At 68.9% G+C, this 18,391-nt stretch carries 10 protein-coding genes; 4 read left to right on the top strand and 6 right to left on the bottom strand.

What is annotated here, in order from left to right:
* Positions 1-32: 32 nt before the first annotated feature.
* The 5 genes from J4709_RS22305 to J4709_RS22285 all read right to left on the bottom strand — a co-directional run bounded on the left by J4709_RS22305 (position 33) and on the right by J4709_RS22285 (position 7,597).
* Positions 33-2,555, bottom strand: coding sequence for a DUF8128 domain-containing protein (locus J4709_RS22305; protein WP_232383862.1), 2,523 nt, complete (start codon positions 2,553-2,555; stop codon positions 33-35).
* The gene (locus J4709_RS22300; protein WP_232383861.1) at positions 2,552-4,411 is read right to left on the bottom strand and encodes a VirB4 family type IV secretion system protein; all 1,860 of its coding nucleotides are present in this window, start codon (positions 4,409-4,411) and stop codon (positions 2,552-2,554) included. The genes J4709_RS22305 and J4709_RS22300 overlap by 4 nt, the downstream gene beginning before the upstream one ends.
* Positions 4,411-5,421, bottom strand: coding sequence for a PrgI family protein (locus tag J4709_RS22295; RefSeq protein WP_208243710.1), 1,011 nt, complete (start codon positions 5,419-5,421; stop codon positions 4,411-4,413). The genes J4709_RS22300 and J4709_RS22295 overlap by 1 nt, the downstream gene beginning before the upstream one ends.
* The gene (locus J4709_RS22290) at positions 5,418-6,857 is read right to left on the bottom strand and encodes a TrbL/VirB6 family protein (protein WP_208243709.1); all 1,440 of its coding nucleotides are present in this window, start codon (positions 6,855-6,857) and stop codon (positions 5,418-5,420) included. Before J4709_RS22290 ends, J4709_RS22295 begins: the two co-directional genes overlap by 4 nt.
* Before the next feature lie 410 nt (positions 6,858-7,267).
* Positions 7,268-7,597: a pilin gene (locus J4709_RS22285; RefSeq protein WP_307801429.1), complete on the bottom strand. Its 330-nt coding sequence runs from the start codon at positions 7,595-7,597 to the stop codon at positions 7,268-7,270.
* A gap of 733 nt (positions 7,598-8,330) precedes the next feature.
* Here J4709_RS22285 and J4709_RS22280 point away from each other — a divergent pair.
* From J4709_RS22280 to J4709_RS22265, 4 genes are all read left to right on the top strand, one after another.
* Positions 8,331-9,203, top strand: coding sequence for a hypothetical protein (locus tag J4709_RS22280; RefSeq protein ID WP_208243708.1), 873 nt, complete (start codon positions 8,331-8,333; stop codon positions 9,201-9,203).
* Positions 9,200-10,078, top strand: coding sequence for a TRM11 family SAM-dependent methyltransferase (locus tag J4709_RS22275; RefSeq protein ID WP_208243707.1), 879 nt, complete (start codon positions 9,200-9,202; stop codon positions 10,076-10,078). Before J4709_RS22280 ends, J4709_RS22275 begins: the two co-directional genes overlap by 4 nt.
* Positions 10,079-10,559: 481 nt before the next feature.
* On the top strand, positions 10,560-10,865 hold the full coding sequence (locus tag J4709_RS53490) for a hypothetical protein (RefSeq protein ID WP_232383860.1): 306 nt from the start codon (positions 10,560-10,562) through the stop codon (positions 10,863-10,865).
* The gene (locus J4709_RS22265; protein ID WP_208243706.1) at positions 10,866-12,488 is read left to right on the top strand and encodes a tyrosine-type recombinase/integrase; all 1,623 of its coding nucleotides are present in this window, start codon (positions 10,866-10,868) and stop codon (positions 12,486-12,488) included.
* A 1,551-nt stretch (positions 12,489-14,039) separates the two neighbouring features.
* Here J4709_RS22265 and J4709_RS22260 read toward each other — a convergent pair.
* Positions 14,040-18,311, bottom strand: coding sequence for a ricin-type beta-trefoil lectin domain protein (locus J4709_RS22260; protein ID WP_208243705.1), 4,272 nt, complete (start codon positions 18,309-18,311; stop codon positions 14,040-14,042).
* Between the last annotated feature and the right edge of the window lie 80 nt (positions 18,312-18,391).

The raw sequence follows: 18,391 nt of genomic DNA, 5'->3' as shown, positions 1-18,391 counted from the left end.
GCGCAAGCGAGTGCCGGTCGTGTGAGGTCGGGTCATCGTCCCTCCTCTTGCCTGGGCGGTAGGGCATCCGCGGTCAACGCAGCTGAGCCATCGGGTGCGTCGGTCGGCGAGGACGGCGCCGGTGCGGGGGAGTCAAGGTCTCGGAGACCGACCTCGGGGATCGAGCGCGTGATGCGTTGTGGTGAGAAGTGGTCGCGGGATGCATGGCGGACTGCGGTCGCTCGTCCGGGGATGGGGGCGGGTAGCGGTCGGGTGCGGAAGGTGAAGGGCGGCGTGGGGGTGTTGCCGTCCATGAGGCGGGCGGCGGCTTGGTAGGCGCCCAGGTGGGACAGGTCGTGGGGCGCCAGGAGCGGTGTGGTGTGGCGGGCGAGGTCGTTGGCGTCTTCGGGTGAGGTGGCGAAGTAGATCTTGTTGCGGGCGTCGGCGGAGACGGCTTCGCGGAGGTCTTTGGGGAGCTGGGAGAGGTGCTGGTGGGCGATGGTGAGGCTGAAGCGGTAGGCGCGGGCTTCGGCGAGGATGTCGCTGATCGAGCCGGGCAGGTTGAGGAAGTTGTGGGCCTCGTCGATGTAGGCGGCGGCGTCGGGGCGTTCGTGCTCGCTCTGCGTGGCGCGGGGTGTGATGGCCTGCCAGGTGTGGGCCAGCAGCAGCGAGCCGAACAGGCGGACGGCGTCCTCGCCGAGGACACCTTTGGGCAGGCGGGCCAGGATGAGTCCGCCGGTGGCGAGGGTGTCGGCGAGGTCGACGGTGGAGGTGGCCCCCGACAGGGTGTCGCGGACGAAGGGCCGTAGCAGGACGGCGCGGAGTTTGTTCATGACCGGGCTGATCATGGACGCGCGGGCGGCGGGGGTGAGTTCGTCGTAGGAGGCCCAGAAGCCTTGCAGGAGCGGGTCGGTGAGGCGTGCGGTGAGGCGAGCGCGGTAGGCGGTGTCGATGAGGAGTTTGGGGATGTCGCCGAGGGCGGCCCGGGTGCCGTTGACGCGGGTGAGGGTGAGGCAGGCGGAGCGGAGTAGGTCGTCCAGGCGGGGTCCCCAGGCGGAGGTGAAGCAGCGGCGGAAGGTGGTGACGATCGACTCGGCCGCGAACGCCGCATCGTGACCGGCGAGGACGTTCAGGCACGGTGGTCGGCCTGGTGTGGCGGGGTCGAACACGACGGTATTGCCGATGGCACGTTCGGGGAGGCGTTGCAGGACGTCGGCGATCAGGTCGCCTTTGGGGTCGATGACCAGGGCTCCGCGTCCGGCGGCGGCGTCGGAGAGGATGAGATTGGCCAGGAAGGTCGACTTGCCGACGCCGGTCTGACCGAGGACATGCAGGTGTTGCCGGGCGCCGGCGACCATGAGTCCGACAGGGCGCGGAGCTCCCGCCTCCGAGTCGCCGAGGATCCGGATGCCTGGTCCGGACACGGGGATGGCGGGCGAGGGCGCGATGGGGCGGGCGCCGGCGCGGGTGACGCCGGGCGCGGCCAGGTCGTAGGGCAGGTGCGCGATCGCCGCGAGTTCGGCCACCGAGAGCAGGTAGCCGCGGTGCAGTTGCCGTTCGGCGAGCCGTTGGGCTGGGCGGCGGAGTCGGCGGCGGCGCAGGTGCTGGTGGCCGGAGGTGAACAGCGCGAACGTCGAGGCGGTCTCATGCGCATGCGCGCGCAGCCACCCGTTCTCGATCTGGTCCGGGTGGCGGCTGGCGACCCCGTAGCGGATCTGGACCTCGAAGCGCGGCTGGGCGGCTTTGCCTAGGATCGCGCGGACCTGTTCGGCGCGTTCTGGGTGCTGCCGGGTGAGCTCGCTCGGATTGTGGTGTCCGGACATGCCTGGGGTGGCCAGGTCGAACAGGTGGTGTTGGGGTGCGGTGGAGCGGGCGCCACGGAGCGCGGACGCGGCGCGGTGTGCGTTACCGAGGCGGCGGCCGGTGGCGGGGCGGGCAAGGATCTGCACGGCGAGGTGCTCGCCTTCGGCCAGTCCAGAGGCCGTGCCGAGCAGGCCGCGTAGCGGGTCGGCGTCGTGATCGGTGGCGAGCGGGAAATGCTCGGGCCGAGCCGGCACCAGCCGTCCACCCGCAGCTCGGTGCTCCTGGTCGAGTGGCAGTGGTGGTGTGGCGGGCTGGGTGGTGAGGGTTGCACCTGGCCAGGACGCTCGCACGGCCTTCTCGACTATCCCGGGCGGGACAGTTGCAGGAACCCAGATGTGGAAGCGGACGCCATTGTGGTCGGCGCGGTATTCGAAGGCCAGGTGGGGTTGGCCGAAGACCAGACGCTTCCAGCGGGGGTGGGTGAGGCCGATGAGGCGGGACCACCAGGCGGCAGCGCTGGCCGGCTCGACCTTCGGAGGTATCGCGACCTCGATCAGCCGGTCTCCGGGCTTGAGTCTGCCGTTGCGCCAGTCCCACAGCACCCAGCGGAAGGTCGCCCAGGCGGTGGCGGCGCCGACGGCGCCCAGCGCGATGACCGGCCCGTATCCGCCGGCCAGGTCGCTGAATCGGTGCGGTACATGCGCAAGCTCGAAGATGAGTCCGGGCAGGCCGTCCAGCTCGGTGGTGGCACCGCTGTAGATCATCTGGTTCATCGCGGATCGTGCTCCTTGTCGACGTCGTGGCCTTCGGTGCCTGCGCGGGTGGCGAGTTCGGCGGGGTCGGTGGTGACGAGTTCGTGCTCGTGCGGGCTGGCAATGGCGCTGAAGGCCGCCCTGTCCGACCCGGTGCCGGTCCCGCACAGGAGTCCTTGACCGCGGTCGGCCGCGAGCAGGAAGGTCTTCTCCCCGTCGGTGAGGTCGAAGGCATCGACGATGTGGTCGATGGCCTGGGGTGCTTGGCGGAGCAGTATCTGGGTTGCTGAGTTGGCGATCACCGAGCGCCCCAGGTCGGTGGACAGCAGGTCGCCGGCGTCCTGGGTGACCACGGCGAGCCCGGCCCAGTGCTTGCGGGCGGACTTGGCGAGCCGGTACAGGAACCGGGCGCCCTCGTCCTCGCGCATGAGCGTCCAGGCTTCGTCGACCACCACCAGACGGCGGCGCCGGTCGTCGGGGTTGGCGACGGTCCGCCAGATCGCGTCCAGGGCCAGGAGCATCCCGACGGTGCGGACCTCGTCGGGCAGGTCCCGCAGCGAGAACACCACCAGGTGTCCGGTGGGGCGAGTGGTGGTCGGCCCGGCGAACAGGCTCCGATAGGAGCCGGAGGTGAACGGCGCAAGCCGTGCCGACAGATCAGCCGCTGTGCTCGCCTCCGGAGCGTCTGTCTCCGCGACCGCGTCGAGTTGCTTCGTGAGGTCGGCCAGGACGGGTGCGGGACGCGCCCAGGTGCGTGGGTCGGACCCGATTCCGCGCGCCCGGTAGGTAGCCAGGACGGCGCGGTCCAGCACCGCTCGCGCCGCCGGCGTCAGCGGTTCGCCGAGCATCGTCCCGATCAGGGTCTGCAGGAACAAGGCCCGCCGGATGAGGGTGTCCTCGCCTTGGCTCTCGGGAAGGTCGAAGGGGTTGAAGCAGACACCGGGCGCGCCGAGGGCGATGTGGGTGCCGGCGACGTGGTCGCACAGCCGCTGGTATTCGTCTTCGGGGTCGATGACGGCGACGTGGACGTCTTGGTAGAGCAGCCGGAGGGTCTCGAGCTTGGTGAAGTAGGACTTGCCGGCACCGGAGCGGGCGAGGGTGACGGAGTTGTAGTTGTCCTGGGCGAACCGGTCCCACACCACCACTCCGGAGGAGTAGGCGTTCAGCCCGTACAGCACCGGCGTGTCACCCAGCACCGGCTGCAGGTCCGGCGAGGTGAAGGGGAACGAGGCGGCGAGGGCTGCGGTGTCGAACACCCGCCGTGTCCCGATGCTGTCGCAGGCCAGCGGCAAAGTCGTGGTCCAGCCTTGCAGCGCGCGGAAGGTGGTGGGCTGGGCGTCCAGCAGCAGCGACGCGGCCAGCGCCCGCACCCGCTGTACGTCTCCTTCCAGCGTGCTCGCGTCGGGGGCGTGGACGGTGAGGTAAAGCCCGACGCGGAAGAGGCGGCCGTGGCCGCGGGCCAGGGATGCGGCGAGTTCGGCGGCATCGTCGGCTGCGGCTTCGGCGGCGAAGTCGGCCAGCCGCCCCCTCTGCGCATCGGAGCGTGACGCCGACTCCAGGCGGGCGAGTTGGCGGCGTAGCCGCTGCGCTGCGATCAGTGGCGGGATCGGGGCGATGTGCAGAGACACGTCGAGGCGACCGGGGAAGGTAAGCAGCGGTTCGAGCCACCCCGCCCCGACCACCCGGGGATATCCGGTCACGGCGAACGAGGAGCACATCCCGCCGGGCAGTTCCAGCGTCCGGGCGCTGACGCGCAGCGCCGACGGACCTAGCCCCAGCTCGTCTTCATGACCATCCGCCGCGAAGTCATAGCCTGGTGGTTCGGGTCGGGTGGTGAGACCGAACATGCGCGTGACCGCACCGATTGAAGAGCGCATCAGAAGGCCTCCTGCTGGTGAATGATCACGTCGTTTAGAAGCGAGTTGTCCACAAGATGGGGCTCACTTGGGGACAGGGCTTCGCCCAGAGCGGCGGTGGCGCTTTTGGCGTCCAGGGCCTCGGCCGGGACGCCGAGAGCGGTCAGCGACTGCACGGCTTCTTCCGCGCGGCGCATCGCGACTGCCGCGGCCGCGTCACGCCCCACCCGGTGGCGCCCGGTGTGCCGCCAGGGGAGAGCCGGTGTGGCGGCGCGGGAGGCGCCGGAGGTGTGGCCAGTGATGACGATGAGGACTTGCCGGATGAGCAGTTCATGTTCGGCGCCGAGGTCGGTGAGGAACGCGGCGTGCTCGCCGGCGGCGCGTTCCAGTTCCGGGTCCGGTAGTGCGGGGGCGTGCCGGCTGATGTGCTCGGCGAGTCCGGTCAAGTCGACTGGGCGCGCCTGGACCAAGATCTGAGCGGGTGCGTCGAGGGAGTTGAGCCAGCGGCCGAACACCGCCACCAGCCCGGCCTGCTCGCCTGAAGTGCGCAAGCCGAAGGCGAGGGTGCCGGTACGGATGATGACGGCGACTCCGCCCTCGGCCACCTCCAGCGCCCCGTCTTGCCGGATGGCACGGACGGGCAGCCGCAACGGCGCGGGCAGCTCCCCGCGCATCCGGCACCAGGCGGGCGGCGGCTGCACCGGCGTACCGGCAGTGGTGACGCGCTCCTTAGTGGTGCGCCAGTGGCGGAGGGCGGCCAGGACGTAGCGGTCGAGGTTCATGCCGTTATGGCGGGCGACCGCCAGCACGATCCCGATTGCCGTGACCGGCACCAGCACCGCGACCAGCGCCGGAAACGGCACCAGCGGGCTGAAGGTGAGGAAGACCCACATGCCGGTCGCGGCGGTGCCGGCCAGGATGCCCAACTGCCGTGTGGTGAGGCCGTAGAGGATCTTGTCGGGCTGGTCGACGTCGGCGGGGATCTTCACGCTCATCGGTGCCTCGATGTGCTGCTGATGGCGGGTGCTCATCGGCGCCTCCTGGCCTTGGGAGGGTCGGTCCACAGGGGCAGTTGGCGGCGTGGGGTAGGCCGTTTGGGCATGCCGGGCAGCATCAGCTGCCGTGACCGCACCCGCGCCCGTTCGCCCCCTGCCGCCGCACCGCCGGAGGACGGCGACCGGGGCACGCGCGTGACAGGGATCGGCAACGCCAGTTGCGTCGGCCGACGCGTGCCGGGCCTGCTGGTGGCGGGGATCGGCAACGTCATCTGCATCGGGTGGCGGCGGCCGGGCCCATCGCTGTCGGGCTCGGGGCCGAACGGTTGGCCTGGCGGCATCGGGATCGCTCCAGGTGGCATTGGGATCACTCCAGTAGGGAGTGCAGGCGGCGAATCGGGCGGACCTGGCAGTTCCAGAGATGGACGCGAGGCGCCAGTCGTCAGAGCCAGGCGGGACCGGGCAGGCAATGCCAACTGCGGGCGGAAAAGCCGCGGAGGCGGCGGAGGCGGAGGTGGTGGCGGCGGTGGAGGCGGCGGAGACGGGTGCCAGAACTTGGCAGTGGGGACGCGGCGTCGTGTCAGCGCCCCCAGACTGCGGTAGAGGATGAGGCTCTTGACCAGCCCCGTCAGGGCACTGGGTTGGGCGGCGCGCCAGATGGTGCGGGCGACCCAGGACGGGACGCGGACCATGAGCCACAGCAGACACAGCGCCAGCAGCAGATCGATCCCGGTGCCCGAGGCGATCCCAGGAAAGTGGCCACCGGAATCGCCGCCGGAGTGCTTGGCGCCGGCGAACAGCAGCCGGAACGCTGTCGCCAGGATCAGGGCCTGGCACACCCCGATCGCCAGCACGCCGGTGATGCTGCGCCACCACAGCCTGGCCAGTCCATCGGTGATCGGCAGGGCATGGAACATCAACGCCACCGGCGCTGCGGCGATCAGCACCATGGTCAACGCGACCCGGATGATGTAGATGAACGCCACGCACAGCGCGAGGACCACCACGCCCAGCCCGATGAAGATCGTGAACGGCTGATTGGGGACCAGACTCGCCAGGAGGTAGGCGTCGATCGCCTTGGCGACCCGGCTGGGGTCCATCGCTTCGGCGCCGGCATTGAGGAACGCGCCGGACAGGCCGTTGGCGAAGGTGATGCCGTAGCCGATGAGCAGGAGGCTGAGGTTGGAGGCTGCGAACGCCGCCACCAGCCGCGCTGCCAACTGCCCGGGCGTCAACTCGCTACCGGGTAGCGAGTGCCCGGCCATCAGCAGCACCCCACCGGCGGTGATGATCAGCACGTAGCAGGTGTTGGCGATGGTCTGCGACACGCTCCACAGGTCCCTGGCACGGGCCATGTCCGCCGAGTCGGTGGGCGGGGTGCCCAGCACGGTCTGCGACAGCAGATGAAAGATCGGCTTGGCCGCGTTGGTGACGAGGTCGGCGAACCAGCCGTTCACCGCCTGCTCGGCCATGCACGCCATGTCCATGAACCCGCATCCCGACCCGCCCCCGCCACCGGTTCCGCCGCCGTCCCCGCTGCCATTGGCCGGGCTCTGTCCGCCCGGAGTCGCCGGTGCCGGTGAAGGCCCCGGTTTCGGCGAAGGCGTCGGACCCGCAGGATGAGCCCCGCCAGAAGGCGAGGACGGCGTCGCCGACCGAGGCGACGGCGTAGCGGCGGGCGGGGGTGCCGGCGGCTGGGTAGGCAGTTCGACGGGTGCCTCGGGTGACGGGTTCGTCGTCGGCCGTGGAGCCGGATCGGCGGCGCCCAGGACCGGCTCGGCCCCCGCGCACAGGACTCCACCCGCTATCAGCACTACCAGCAGCGCTGCCACCATGGTCGACATGAGTCTGCGCGGGCGGATGGGCGAGTTCGCGATGGGAATCACGAGGGCGCGCCGACAATGCCCTGCAGCATCTTGACCAGCAACGGCGCCAGCACCGCGACCGAATACCCGATCGCGGCGTACCGCAGCGTCTTCTTGGCCGCCTCGACCTCGCCGGGGTCGCCGCCGGCCAGCATGTAGCGGACCCCGCCGATGGTCGCGAACAGCGTTGCCAGCCCGACCAGCAAGCCCACGATCACGTTGCGCAGGTTGTTGATCACTTCGTCCAGCGAGGTGGCCGCGACGACATGGGTGCTGGCGGCTGCGACGCCAGGCACCAGGACGGCGGTCACCGCGCACCCGGCCGTCCACGCCAGCGACGCGGCCACGAGCTGTCGTCGAGAGGGCTGAGGACGAGAGGGTCGAGAGTGCGACGGGCCAGAGCAGGAAGAACTGCAGTTGGTCGCGGACGAGTTGGCGCCGGCCAGCCCGGCGTCGGTTTGGCTATCACCGAGGTTCCCGCCGGCCCGGCTGGAGCCGAGTCGGTGGATGGCCCGATGGAAGGAGTTGCAGGTGCGCATGGCAGCGCCTCCGGAACGTCGATGGACGGAGTTGGCTGCCAGCCGTGTGATCAGCGGGGAACGGTGCGGCCCTCGGGCTGCGGGTGTCCTCCTTGAGGAGACATTCGAGACGGATGATTGCGGCGGGGACCGGGCTTCTGACCGTCCGCCCGAGGCCCGCACCGTTTACCGGTGATCTCGACTGGCACCGATGAAGCACCGTCGAGCAGGCCCGAATTCACAGTTCAGCCGCCATCCTTGATCAAGGCTTGGCTCGCCTGAAGGGCGTTTTCCCGCATGAGGGGACCTGCCGAGCCCCGAGCCGGCAGGGGTTTCCGACTCCTTCAATGCCTGGTTGGACGACAACGCCGGGTCATGGGCTGGTCGCCCGTCCTTGACGGGATCATGACCCGGTTGATCGTGAAAACGAGGCCGCTCGACGGTGCTTTATCGGTGCACGGGGATCGGGTGCCCGTCTCGGGTCACCCAGCACATGAACCACATACCGTCCAACCCGAACCACTCATCCACCAGCGCCAACAACTCAGCCGACCGCCGTCGGATGGTCCCGCTGACCGTCTGGCTGTGCTCGGACCCTCACAGTGAGGAACCGCTCCCTGGACCGAGCGCCCGCCCGACCGGAGCGAAGCCCGGCGCCGCGATCTGCGTCCGGCACCGCCAGCGCATCGGCCGCGAGTTGGCTCGGCACCTGATCAGCACCTGCACCCGCGAAGGCGACCTGGTCGCCGAGGGCTTCACCACCAGCGAGGCCACGCTGGTGGCGGCAGCCGAACTCGACCGGCGTGGCATCGCGCTGGTCCCGCACTTCCCGCTCGCCCAGCACATCGGCACCCGACTCCGCGCCAACCTGGACCAGCAGCAGCTGACGCGGGTGCAGATGCGTCCGGTCCGCCCCGATCAGATGGCCAAAGGCCTGGCGGATCACCTCGGCCAGATTTCGCTGGTCATCGGTGCCCCGCCGCCGTACGAGACGGGCGGCCGCAGTCCGAGGCGGATTCCGGCAACGGGCTGTCCGGCGTGTCGAGCGGACCTGTGGATGCTCTCCAGCGAACAACTCGGCCTGTTCTTGGCCGCGGCGTGGCGGGTGCTGGCTCCCGGCGGCGTCCTGGCGGTCACCACGACCGCCCGCCAGCAGGCCGGGCGGCTGATCGATCCGGCACCGCGCATCATCCGGCACGCCCAAGGCCTGGGATTCCGGTACGCCCAGCACGTCATCGCGCTGCGCGTCCCGATCGAAGGCGACGAGCTGGTCGTGCAGGCCAGTCCCACCGACCTCGCCCAACTCCGCGACTACCGCTCCAGCGCCCTGCCGCCGACCGTCGGAGTCCACGCCACCGTGTCGCTGTTCACCAAACCCCAAGAATCCGCGAGTCCGCCTGGCCCCGGCAGTCCGTCCGGCGGGAGGGCTCGATGAACCACGAAGCCCTCTCCCGCCGTGAGTTTCTGACCTCGGTGCTGGTGACCGGGCAGCGCCCGTCCCGGCTGCAGCGCCGCGGCCGCTACACGCCCGAGTCGATGCGGCATCCGGGCAAGATGCTGCCCGCCATCGCCTCCACCGTCATCGACGCCTTCACCCGGCCTGGCGACCTGGTCATCGACCCGATGTGCGGGATCGGCACCACTCTGGTCGAAGCGATCCACCTCGGTCGCGACGCCGCCGGCATGGAGTACGAACCCGACTTCGTCCACCTCACCGTGAACAACCTGCGCCATGCCCATGCCCGCGGCGCCATCGGCACACCCCAGGTGGCCTGCGGTGACGCTCGCAACATCGCCACCATCTACCGGAACCTCCGCGGCAAGGCGGCGCTCGTACTCACCTCACCGCCGTACGGGTCCCACACCCACGGGCATATCCGTTCGAGCCGCGACAACGGCGGCGGCAAAGTCCTCAAACGCCACCATCGCTACTCCACCGACCGCGGCAACCTCGCCCACCAACCCCTGCATGGCCTGTTGGACGGGTTCGGGCACATCCTAGCCGGCAGTGCTGCGCTGCTGCGGCCGGGAGGAGTCATCGCCGTCACCGTCCGCCCGATTCGTGTCAAGGGTGAACTGCTCGATCTGCCGGGTCTGGTCATCGACACCGCCCAGCGGCACGGCCTGGCACTGGCCGGCCGGTATGCCGCGCTGCTGGCCGGTCTCCGTGACGGTGCCTTGGTCAATCGCGGCTCGTTCTTCCAGATGCTGGAAACCCGCCGGGCCCGCGAACGCGGCATCCCCGCCTGCGCCTCAGCACACGAAGACCTCCTGGTCTTCCAGAACCCCAGAACGGAGACCAGCCGATGACCGGGCGCGGGCCAAAGCAGAGCACCGGACGCAGCCGGGTTCGGGAGATGCTGCTCATCCTGCAGTGCGGCTTGTGCGGTCGTTGCGGCCGGGCGCGCTACGCCACCCGCCGCGACGCCCGGCGCGCCGCCCGGGTTGCCGCACCCGGTGCCCGGCTGCACGCCTACCGGTGCGGCGACGTCTGGCATCTGACCTCACCCGCGGGCGCACCACAGGTCATCACGCCGCCGGTCACGAGCGTGCAGGCCCTCAACCGGCCCTGGCCACCGGAGCCCGGGCGGCGGGGGCTTGACCGGCGACGCGGAGACGAGCGTGCATACCGGCGCTCCGGATTCCACCGGCGCGGCGGTCCGCAGGATGCGCCGCGCCGATCCCGCCGGGGCGCCACCGATCCGCTGGAGGACACCCGTGACCGCATCACCCCTGGCCCCGTGGGGCGGCAGGCACGCCGCGCCGCGGCATGGGCCGCTGGGGGCGGGCGGTGAAAGGGCTGACCGAAGCGGAGATCCGTTCGCTGCCCGCCACGATCGATCTGGTCACCGCGGGGCGCGTGTTCGGGGTCGGACGCACCAAGGCCTACCAACTCGCCCGCACCGGCGACTTCCCCTGCCGGGTCCTGCGGGTCGGCCGCAACTACCGGGTGGCCACCGCCGACCTGATCACCGCCCTCGGCCTCAACCAGGGCCTCAACTCCGGCCTCAAACCGGGCTCTGTTCGCGGCCGCGAATGCGCGTGCGTGGACCGGCCGGGGCCGGGCGGGCAGCCCGCACCACAGGAGAACGTCTGAATGGTCGCTCAAGGAAGCACCCTCAAGAGCTGCGGATGCCGCGGGCAAGACGGCAAGCTGCTCGGCAAGAACTGCCCGAAGCTGCGGCGCGGCGACGGCCGCTGGAGCAGCACCCACGGCACCTGGCGCTACCAGCTGGAACTCCCGCCCACCGCCGCCGGGACGCGGCGGGCGCCGCTGCGGCGCGGCGGGTTCTCCTCCCAGGACCAGGCCGCCGACGAACTACGGCAAGCACGAGAACTGCTGGCCATCGCCGGGGACGACAAGACCGCCCGCGTCCAGATCGCCGACCTGATCGTCGCCACGGTCCGAACAGTCAAGGAACTGCCCGATCCCGAGCAGGTGCGCCGCAAGATCCGCACCGGCCAGGAGCTGAACCGGTCGGTGACCGTCGGCGAGTACCTCGACGCATGGCTGGCCGGACGCAAAGCGCTCCGCGACGGCACCCGCCGCTCCTACGCCGACCACATCCGCCTCTACCTCAAACCCCACCTGGGCCACATCCCACTGGAACGGCTCCGGGTCCGCGACATCGACCGGCTCTTCGACGCCATCGACGAACGCAACCAGCTGATCGCCCGCGCCCGCGAAACCGTCGACCTCCACCTGCGCGCCAAGGTCAAAGGCCAGCGCATGGTCAGCGCGGCCACCAAACAACGCATCCGCGCGACCCTGCGATCGGCCCTCAGCAAAGCGGTCCGCGAACGCCTCATCGACATCAACATCGCCGCCCTGGTCGAACTCCCGTCCGGGAAAGCACCCAAAGCCCTGGTGTGGACCGATGAACGCATCACCCAATGGCGCGCCGACTTCGCAACCCACACCGCCACCACCAACGCCCGCCGCCGACGCCAAGCCCGGCTCGAACCACACAAGCGGATCGGGACCAACGTCAGCCGCCTCACCGCCTACATCAGCACCCCACGCCCTTCACCGGTCATGGTGTGGACACCCGCCCTCACCCGCCGGTTCCTCGAACGCGCCCGCGGACACCGGCTCTACGCCCAGTTCCACCTCATCGCGTTCCGCGGGCTGCGGCGCGGCGAATCCTGCGGGCTGCGCTGGGCCGACCTCGACCTGGACAACGGCACCATGACCATCCGGTGGCAGATCACCCAGAACGGCACCCAGACCTTCGAAGGCAAACCCAAAACCGACGCCGGAGAGGCCACCATCAACCTCGACACCACCACCGTCCAAGAACTCCGCGCCCACAAGGCACGCCAGAACACCGAACGCCTCACCGCCGGCGACACCTGGACACAGACCGGGTACGTCTTCGCCACCCCCACCGGCACCCCTGTCGAGCCCAACGACGTCTCCGACCAGTTCGAACAACTCTCCATGGAAGCCGGGCTGCCGCCGATACGCCTGCACGATCTACGGCACGGCGCCGCAACGTTCCTCCTCGCCGCCGGATACGACATGAAAGTCGTCCAACAGACCCTGCGACTGTCGTCCCTGACGATCGCCGCCGACATCTACACCAGCGTCCTACCGCAACTCGCCCGCCAATCAGCCGAAGACGCCGCTGCCATCGTCCTCGGTAGCCACCGCCCGCGCCGCACCCGACGCCACCCCCAACCCACTCGGCCATCACAGGTCCAGGAGGCGGTCCGCTAGACGGCCGGGCACGGTGACCGCGGTGGTCCGGCTGCGGGTGGCGGCACCGCCGGATAACAGGGCCCGGGCCCCGCACCCATGCCGTAAAGGCCCCTCGCACGGGTATTTCGGCCGAACACGCTTAGTCGAAATACCCGTGCAGGGCGGAGGTGCGAGATGTCTGACGGGTGCGGCCGCCCAGACTGCCGACGGCACTCGCGCTCACTCACTACGACCACCTCGCTGCGCCTTCCGGACGCGCCGCAGGTCGCTCTGCCAGGTGCCCGTCCGGGGCCCGGCCAGCTCAGCCGGTGTGGCGATGGAGACCAGTCGGCGCAGTCGCCGGTTGTCGTGTGAGAGATGTTCGTAGCCCCGCCCGCTCGAGCAGGGCGCCTGGTTGACCGGCGAGTCTTGCGAGTGCGGTTAGGGCGCACGTGGGGGCTTGCCAGGCGATGAGCGGGGTCGGCGAGTGCGGGGTGGGAAGAGCCTGCGGGGGCGGTGGCGTGGAATGGTCAGGGCTTGCTGGACTTGCCCACGGCGGTGGAACCGTTGAGGCCTGTGGGTGGTCGCTGCCGGGGCGGTGGTCGAGGCCGTGCCGGTAGTGGCCGTGGCGGACAAGCCGGCTGTTTTGGAGCGACGTTTGGGGAGGGCGGCGGCTGCCACCAGGATGACCAGCAAGAGAATCAGCCAGGTGCTGCGTCCCAGGGGGATCGTTGATGAGTGTGAGTGGGGTGCGGCGATCAGGGCGGTGCGGGAGAACGGAGACAAGGTCGGTTCCGCTGACGGCGGGGTTGGCTCGGGCGTGCTGGGGGCGATCTCTGGCAGCGCGATGCTTGGGCTCGGTGTAGCTGATGGACTTGACGGCCGGCTAGGAACGTCTGGTGTGGGCGGCTTGGCGGTGATTGCCGAGGGGCGCGCCGGTGTCGCTGTCGGGGTTGGGTGAGTTGGAGCCGGGCGTGGGCTGGTGGATGTCTTGGGGTGGGGTGCTGCTTTAGCTGGCGGAGCTAGGCTGAGTTTTTCGACCTGTTGCCTTTGGGGGACGTCGTCAGCTGTGAGCGTGACGGTGAGCGTAATGCTCAGCTTCTTGTTTGCTACCGGGGTGGTGAGGGCGAAGGGGATGGTGATGCCGGCCGTTCCGAGGTCACCGAGGGAACAGTGATTTGTTTTGATCAGTGTGCAGGTTGGGTGGACTGCGGTGCCATGGAGGCTGGTAGCGATGGTGAGTTTGGCGTTGTGTGCGGTGGGGCCAGTGGCTGCCGCCCAGATGGTTCCCCGCAGGGTGTCGCCGCTGTGAGCTTTTGCTGTGGTGATCTCAGGATGGACGACTAGGGCAGTGGTGGGGTTACTCGGCGTTTGGGCGTGGGCGGCGGGTGTGCCGGAGTCGCCGAGTGCGGCGATCGTGATGGCCAGCAGTGCCAGTCCGCCAACGAACGGATGTGACTTGTAGGGCATGCGAAGTGCTTTCCGTTTCCCGGTTGTAAGCGGAATGGCGCCTGCGGACGTGGTGCGGGCCGGCGCCGTCTTGTGGCGCCGGCCCGCTCTTGCTCTTAGATCATCGACGACCCGAGTAGGTCAGGGGGCCATCCAGTTCTGGGTGTCTCTGTAGTTGCAGTCATAAATCTGAAGTTGGGTTTTGAGGGTTGTGCTGCCGCCGGGGTCGTCGAGGCAGCGTTTGGCGTTGGGGTTCCAGATCTCCCCGACGGAGTCGAGATGCCACTGCTGTTCCGGGCCGTTATTGCAGGTCCACAAGATGACGGGGGTGTCGTTGTCGGTGTGGGCGCCACTGACAGCGAGACACAGGCCCCCTGCGGAGGTGATGGTGCCGTCGGTGTTAATCGACCACTGTTGTGCCTTGGTGTTGTTGCAGGTGTAGATCTGCACGTGGTCGCCTGCGGTCTGCTGGTTGTTGGGGTCGTCCACGCAGAGGTTGCCGTTGGCGCCCTTGATGGTGGAGGTGATCGATCCCGTCATCTTGCTAGGGATATTGAGTGTTCCGAGGTGGTTGGTGGCGAGGTTCTGGGAGTAGAAGGCGACGTCGGCGATGCGCCCGGAGAAGTAGCTCGGCCGGGTCTTGGTGGCGTCTCCGGGGGTGTTCATGAAGGCTTTGGTGGTGGTGTTGATGGGGAACACGCCGGCGCCGACGTAAACCTGGGGGTCGAGGTTGTTGATCTGGGGGGAGCCAGCCATGCCGACGCGGATGTTGTTGTCGATGTAGACGCTCTGGGTGGTGGTGTTGCCTTCGAGGGTGACGGTGTGCCATTGGCCGTCGTTGACCGGTTGCGGCGAGATGATCGGCCGGACGACGCCGTTCCAGAATTGGACGTACAGATGCCCGTCGGTGCCGATATACATGATCGGCATTGCCGCGTTGTTGGCCTTGTCCGGGGTGTCGTTACCGCTGCTGAGGATGATTCCGCTGGTGCCGGGCGTGGCTTGGAACCTCAGGCTCATGGTGAGGATCCCGACGCCCTTGATGAGGTTGTCGGGCAGCCGGAGGTAGCCCGACTTGCCGTCAAAGGTCGGTGCCACCGGGTGCACGGTGTCATTGCCGTCGGTGGTCCAGTTTATGCCCGTTGGACTGAAGGTGGCGGGGGAGTCGGCTGAAGCATCGACCGCGGTGGTGGCTGCGGTGCCATCGGTCAGCGGCCAGGAGTGTGCCGGAGCGATCAGGGTGGTGGGCGTACCAGCGGTGAGGGTTGTCCCAGTGAGTGTGTAGGGAGTGAGCGTCAGGCCATTGCGCATCCATAGCTCTACCGTCGGTGATGCTCCTGGACGGACATCGGCGGATACCAGTGAACTGCCTGTGGCCCACGTCGTCGATGGGCCCGTGATGGTGGTCCATGTGCTTGTGGAGCTGCCGACTATTTTCTGGGGATCCTTATCGGGGTTGGTGGACTCGAGAAGTTTCCCGTTGCTGGTGTCCAGGGCAAACAGGACGGTTTGACCGTTGACTTGGGCAGTGGTGAGAGCGTATTTGTCCCATGTGACGCCTGGCTCTGGCGTCTGTTGACTGGTTGCCAGGTGAGTGGGGCTGTAACCGTCGATGACGGACCCGGTGTAGAGGTTGAGTTCGTAGCCGTGGTCAGGGTCTCCGGCGACGCCGATCAGTTCATCGACGGGACTGCCTGACAGGTCAGCGTCCCCGGCCGCGGTGAGTTGTGTGGGGTAGTCACCGTTGTAGTTGTTGGCGGCGTCGTTGATGTCGAGGTCACCCATCAGTTCGACCACAAGACTTTCGTGGCCTGCGCCGGAGGTGGTGGGGTTGAGAGGCAACGCGTTCCCATTGCCGTAGAGCAGTTGACCTGTTGCTGGATACGGTGCGCCGATCGGATGGTAGGCGATGACGTCTTGCACGTTGTTGCCGGTGAAGTCGCCGTGCAGGACCTGAGTTCCGGTCCATTCGGCTGGGGATGGGCTGCTGTTGATGCCCAGGCCAAGGGCACCGATGTCGGTGGGCGGTCCGACCGCGCCGGCGCCGTCGCCCAGGGATAGCCATAGGCCCGGGTTCTTGCTGGCGGTGGTGCCGACGGTGAGGACGTCGGGGTTGCCGTCGCCGTCGAAGTCGGCGTCGAGGTAGGGGGCCGAGGGTGGGAAGACAGTGAAGGTCTCGGTATCGGCCTTACTCGGGTTTCCCGCGGCGGAGAAGGTGGTGAGAGTGAGGGTGTTGACTCCGACGTGCGAGGAGGTGATCTGGACGGTCTGGGAGGCGCCGGTCACCATGATGCGGGTGGAGGGGCCTCCGTTGAGCTGGTAGCTGTAGCGCACCGGGTTGGTGGTGTTGTCGCATGGCTGCGACGGTGTGTCCAGGACGGTGGTGCAGGCGGCGAAGGTGAAGGTGGCCGGTTGCCCGAAGGTCACGTCGTCGTCGGGGACCTGGACGTCGGGCTGCTGGGGCGCGGTGGGGTCGAAGGTGAACGCGCACGGGCTTCCGCTGGAGCCCAGACCGGTGGTCGGGGAGTACTCGGCGGGGGAGAAGGTGTCGTGGGTGCGGGTGTACCAGGTGAAGGTCTTGCCGCCCGCGGCGTTCTCCCAGGCGGTGAGCTGGGCTCGGGTGACCTTGATCCGGGCGACGTCTCCGGATGCGGTGTAGGGGGAGTGCAGAGTGCCGGTGTTGGTGTCCAGCACGGTGGTGCCGGCCGAGTCCTTGAGGACGAACTGAGTGGTCAGGTGGTCGTTGTCGGGGTCGGTCGGGGTGACCTGGAAGGTGACGTCGTCGTTGCCGATGACCGAGGCGGCCGCGTTGGTCGTGCACGCTCCGCCTGGCGAGGTGTTGGCGTGGCCGGGCAGTGCGGGCGCGTGGTCATAGGTGGTGCTCATGGTGTAGTCGGAGTCGTACTGCCGCCAGCCCTCGGTGTCGCTCTCGCTGGAGGCGCGCAGCGCGAAGCTGAGTGTGGCGTGCTTTCCGCCGGTGGCCTCGGATTTCATGAACGAGGTCAGGTCGAACTCGGCGCCGGCCGCTTTCTGGCTGGCGGTGCAGTCGGCGCCCCAGTGGCTGCTGGCGGCGTCGATGTAGCCGTTGGAGCCCCAGCTGTTGAGTCCCGGGCCTGGCCAGCGGGTGGAGCCGGAGATGTAGTCCGACCACCACAGCCGGGTGACCTGCGCGCTGGTGCAGCCGGATGCGGTGTTGGCTGCGAAGGGGAACTGCATCGTTGATGAGGTGATCGTCGCGCCCTTGAGTTGCGGGCTGATGGTGGCGCGGACAAAGGAGCGGCCGACGAACGGCGATCCGCAGCTCGCCCAGCCGCAGTAGCCGACCTGCAGGCGGTCGGTGCGCGGATCCCATCCGTTGTTGGTGACCGAGATGAAGTACCGGGGCTTGGGGCCCACGCTCGGATCGATGTACACCGGGAACACCGTCGAGTCCGAGGTCAGCAGGTCGTGGTCTGGGGTGATGGTCAGTGCGTTGTGGCGGGTGCCGGTCTTGGGGGCGGCGGTGGCGGGGCTGACCGCGGTGCGCATTCGTGCGAAGTGAGCCCGGGTTCCGGGGTCGAAGGGGGTTGACCGCGTCGCGGGCGGCGGCGTGCCGTGCCCGGCCGATGTGGTGGGCGGCGGTGCCGAGGTGGCCGAGTCCCACATGGTCGGCGGCGGTGCGGTGAAGGACGGGTCCTCGTGGCCGGCTCGGGCGACCAGCCCGCCTGATGAGGTGGTGGTCAGGGTGAGTCCACTTGTGGTCACCGTGCTCAACTGCAGGGATGACAGCCGGGGGTCTTGGGCGGCTTTGCGGGACTTGACCACCAGCACATCGCTGAATCCGCCCTGTTTGGTCGCCGTCACCAGCAGGTCGACATCGGGTAGCACGTCGGCGTACGTCGCTGTCGCTCCCGACACCGATGGGGCGGGCAAGGGTGTGGGCCAGCTGATCGAGAGGCTGCGGCCGAGATCGGTAAGGGTGGCCAGCGGTCCGCTCCCGCCGCCCGACAGCTTCAGCCCACCGGTGACCGTCGCAGGCGACAGGGACTTGTCCGGATTGGCTTTGAGGGTGGCGTCCAGCGGTACCCACGCGCCCGTGCGCCGCATCCGGACGGGCTCGGGGTTCTGCACCAGGGTGTAGCCGCCCTTGGGGTTGGCCATGGTGATCGAGGTCGCCGTGGTCAGTCCGTCCACCGTGACCGGCCGGCCGGTCTTCTTCGCCTGTGCGGACGCCCGGTCGCGCAGCTCGTCAAGCGTCGGCTCGGACCGCCTTTTACCTGCCGGTTTGACTCTTAAAGCGGCGGCGTGTGCCGGGGGTGGGGCCGAGAGCCAGGCTGCTGTGAGAGCGCCCGCGGTGAGGGCCGCAACAGTGGTCCGCAAAGGGCCGGTGGGCAGGAGGCCGGCACGACGCAGGGGGCGTCTTCGCGCGAGCATGCAGTGATCCTTCCGGGAAGCGAACAGCCATACCAGGTCGGGGATCCGGCCGTGACCAGTGCCAACGGAGATCACCTGGC

Origin of the sequence: Actinomadura violacea (genome assembly GCF_017573465.1) — a bacterium.
GTDB classification, from domain to species: domain Bacteria; phylum Actinomycetota; class Actinomycetes; order Streptosporangiales; family Streptosporangiaceae; genus Spirillospora; species Spirillospora violacea.
This window is presented reverse-complemented; position numbering and strand designations above follow the sequence as displayed.

What these genes read in the sequence shown, in the direction of transcription:
- J4709_RS22280 (WP_208243708.1), top strand. Translation starts at nt 8,331, where the DNA reads ATGGTCCCGCTGACCGTCTGGCTGTGCTCGGACCCTCACAGTGAGGAA.
- J4709_RS22260 (WP_208243705.1), bottom strand. Translation starts at nt 18,311, where the DNA reads ATGCTCGCGCGAAGACGCCCCCTGCGTCGTGCCGGCCTCCTGCCCACC.
- J4709_RS22305 (WP_232383862.1), bottom strand. Translation starts at nt 2,555, where the DNA reads ATGAACCAGATGATCTACAGCGGTGCCACCACCGAGCTGGACGGCCTG.
- J4709_RS22275 (WP_208243707.1), top strand. Translation starts at nt 9,200, where the DNA reads ATGAACCACGAAGCCCTCTCCCGCCGTGAGTTTCTGACCTCGGTGCTG.
- J4709_RS22300 (WP_232383861.1), bottom strand. Translation starts at nt 4,411, where the DNA reads ATGCGCTCTTCAATCGGTGCGGTCACGCGCATGTTCGGTCTCACCACC.
- J4709_RS22265 (WP_208243706.1), top strand. Translation starts at nt 10,866, where the DNA reads ATGGTCGCTCAAGGAAGCACCCTCAAGAGCTGCGGATGCCGCGGGCAA.
- J4709_RS22290 (WP_208243709.1), bottom strand. Translation starts at nt 6,857, where the DNA reads ATGGCCGAGCAGGCGGTGAACGGCTGGTTCGCCGACCTCGTCACCAAC.
- J4709_RS22295 (WP_208243710.1), bottom strand. Translation starts at nt 5,421, where the DNA reads ATGAGCACCCGCCATCAGCAGCACATCGAGGCACCGATGAGCGTGAAG.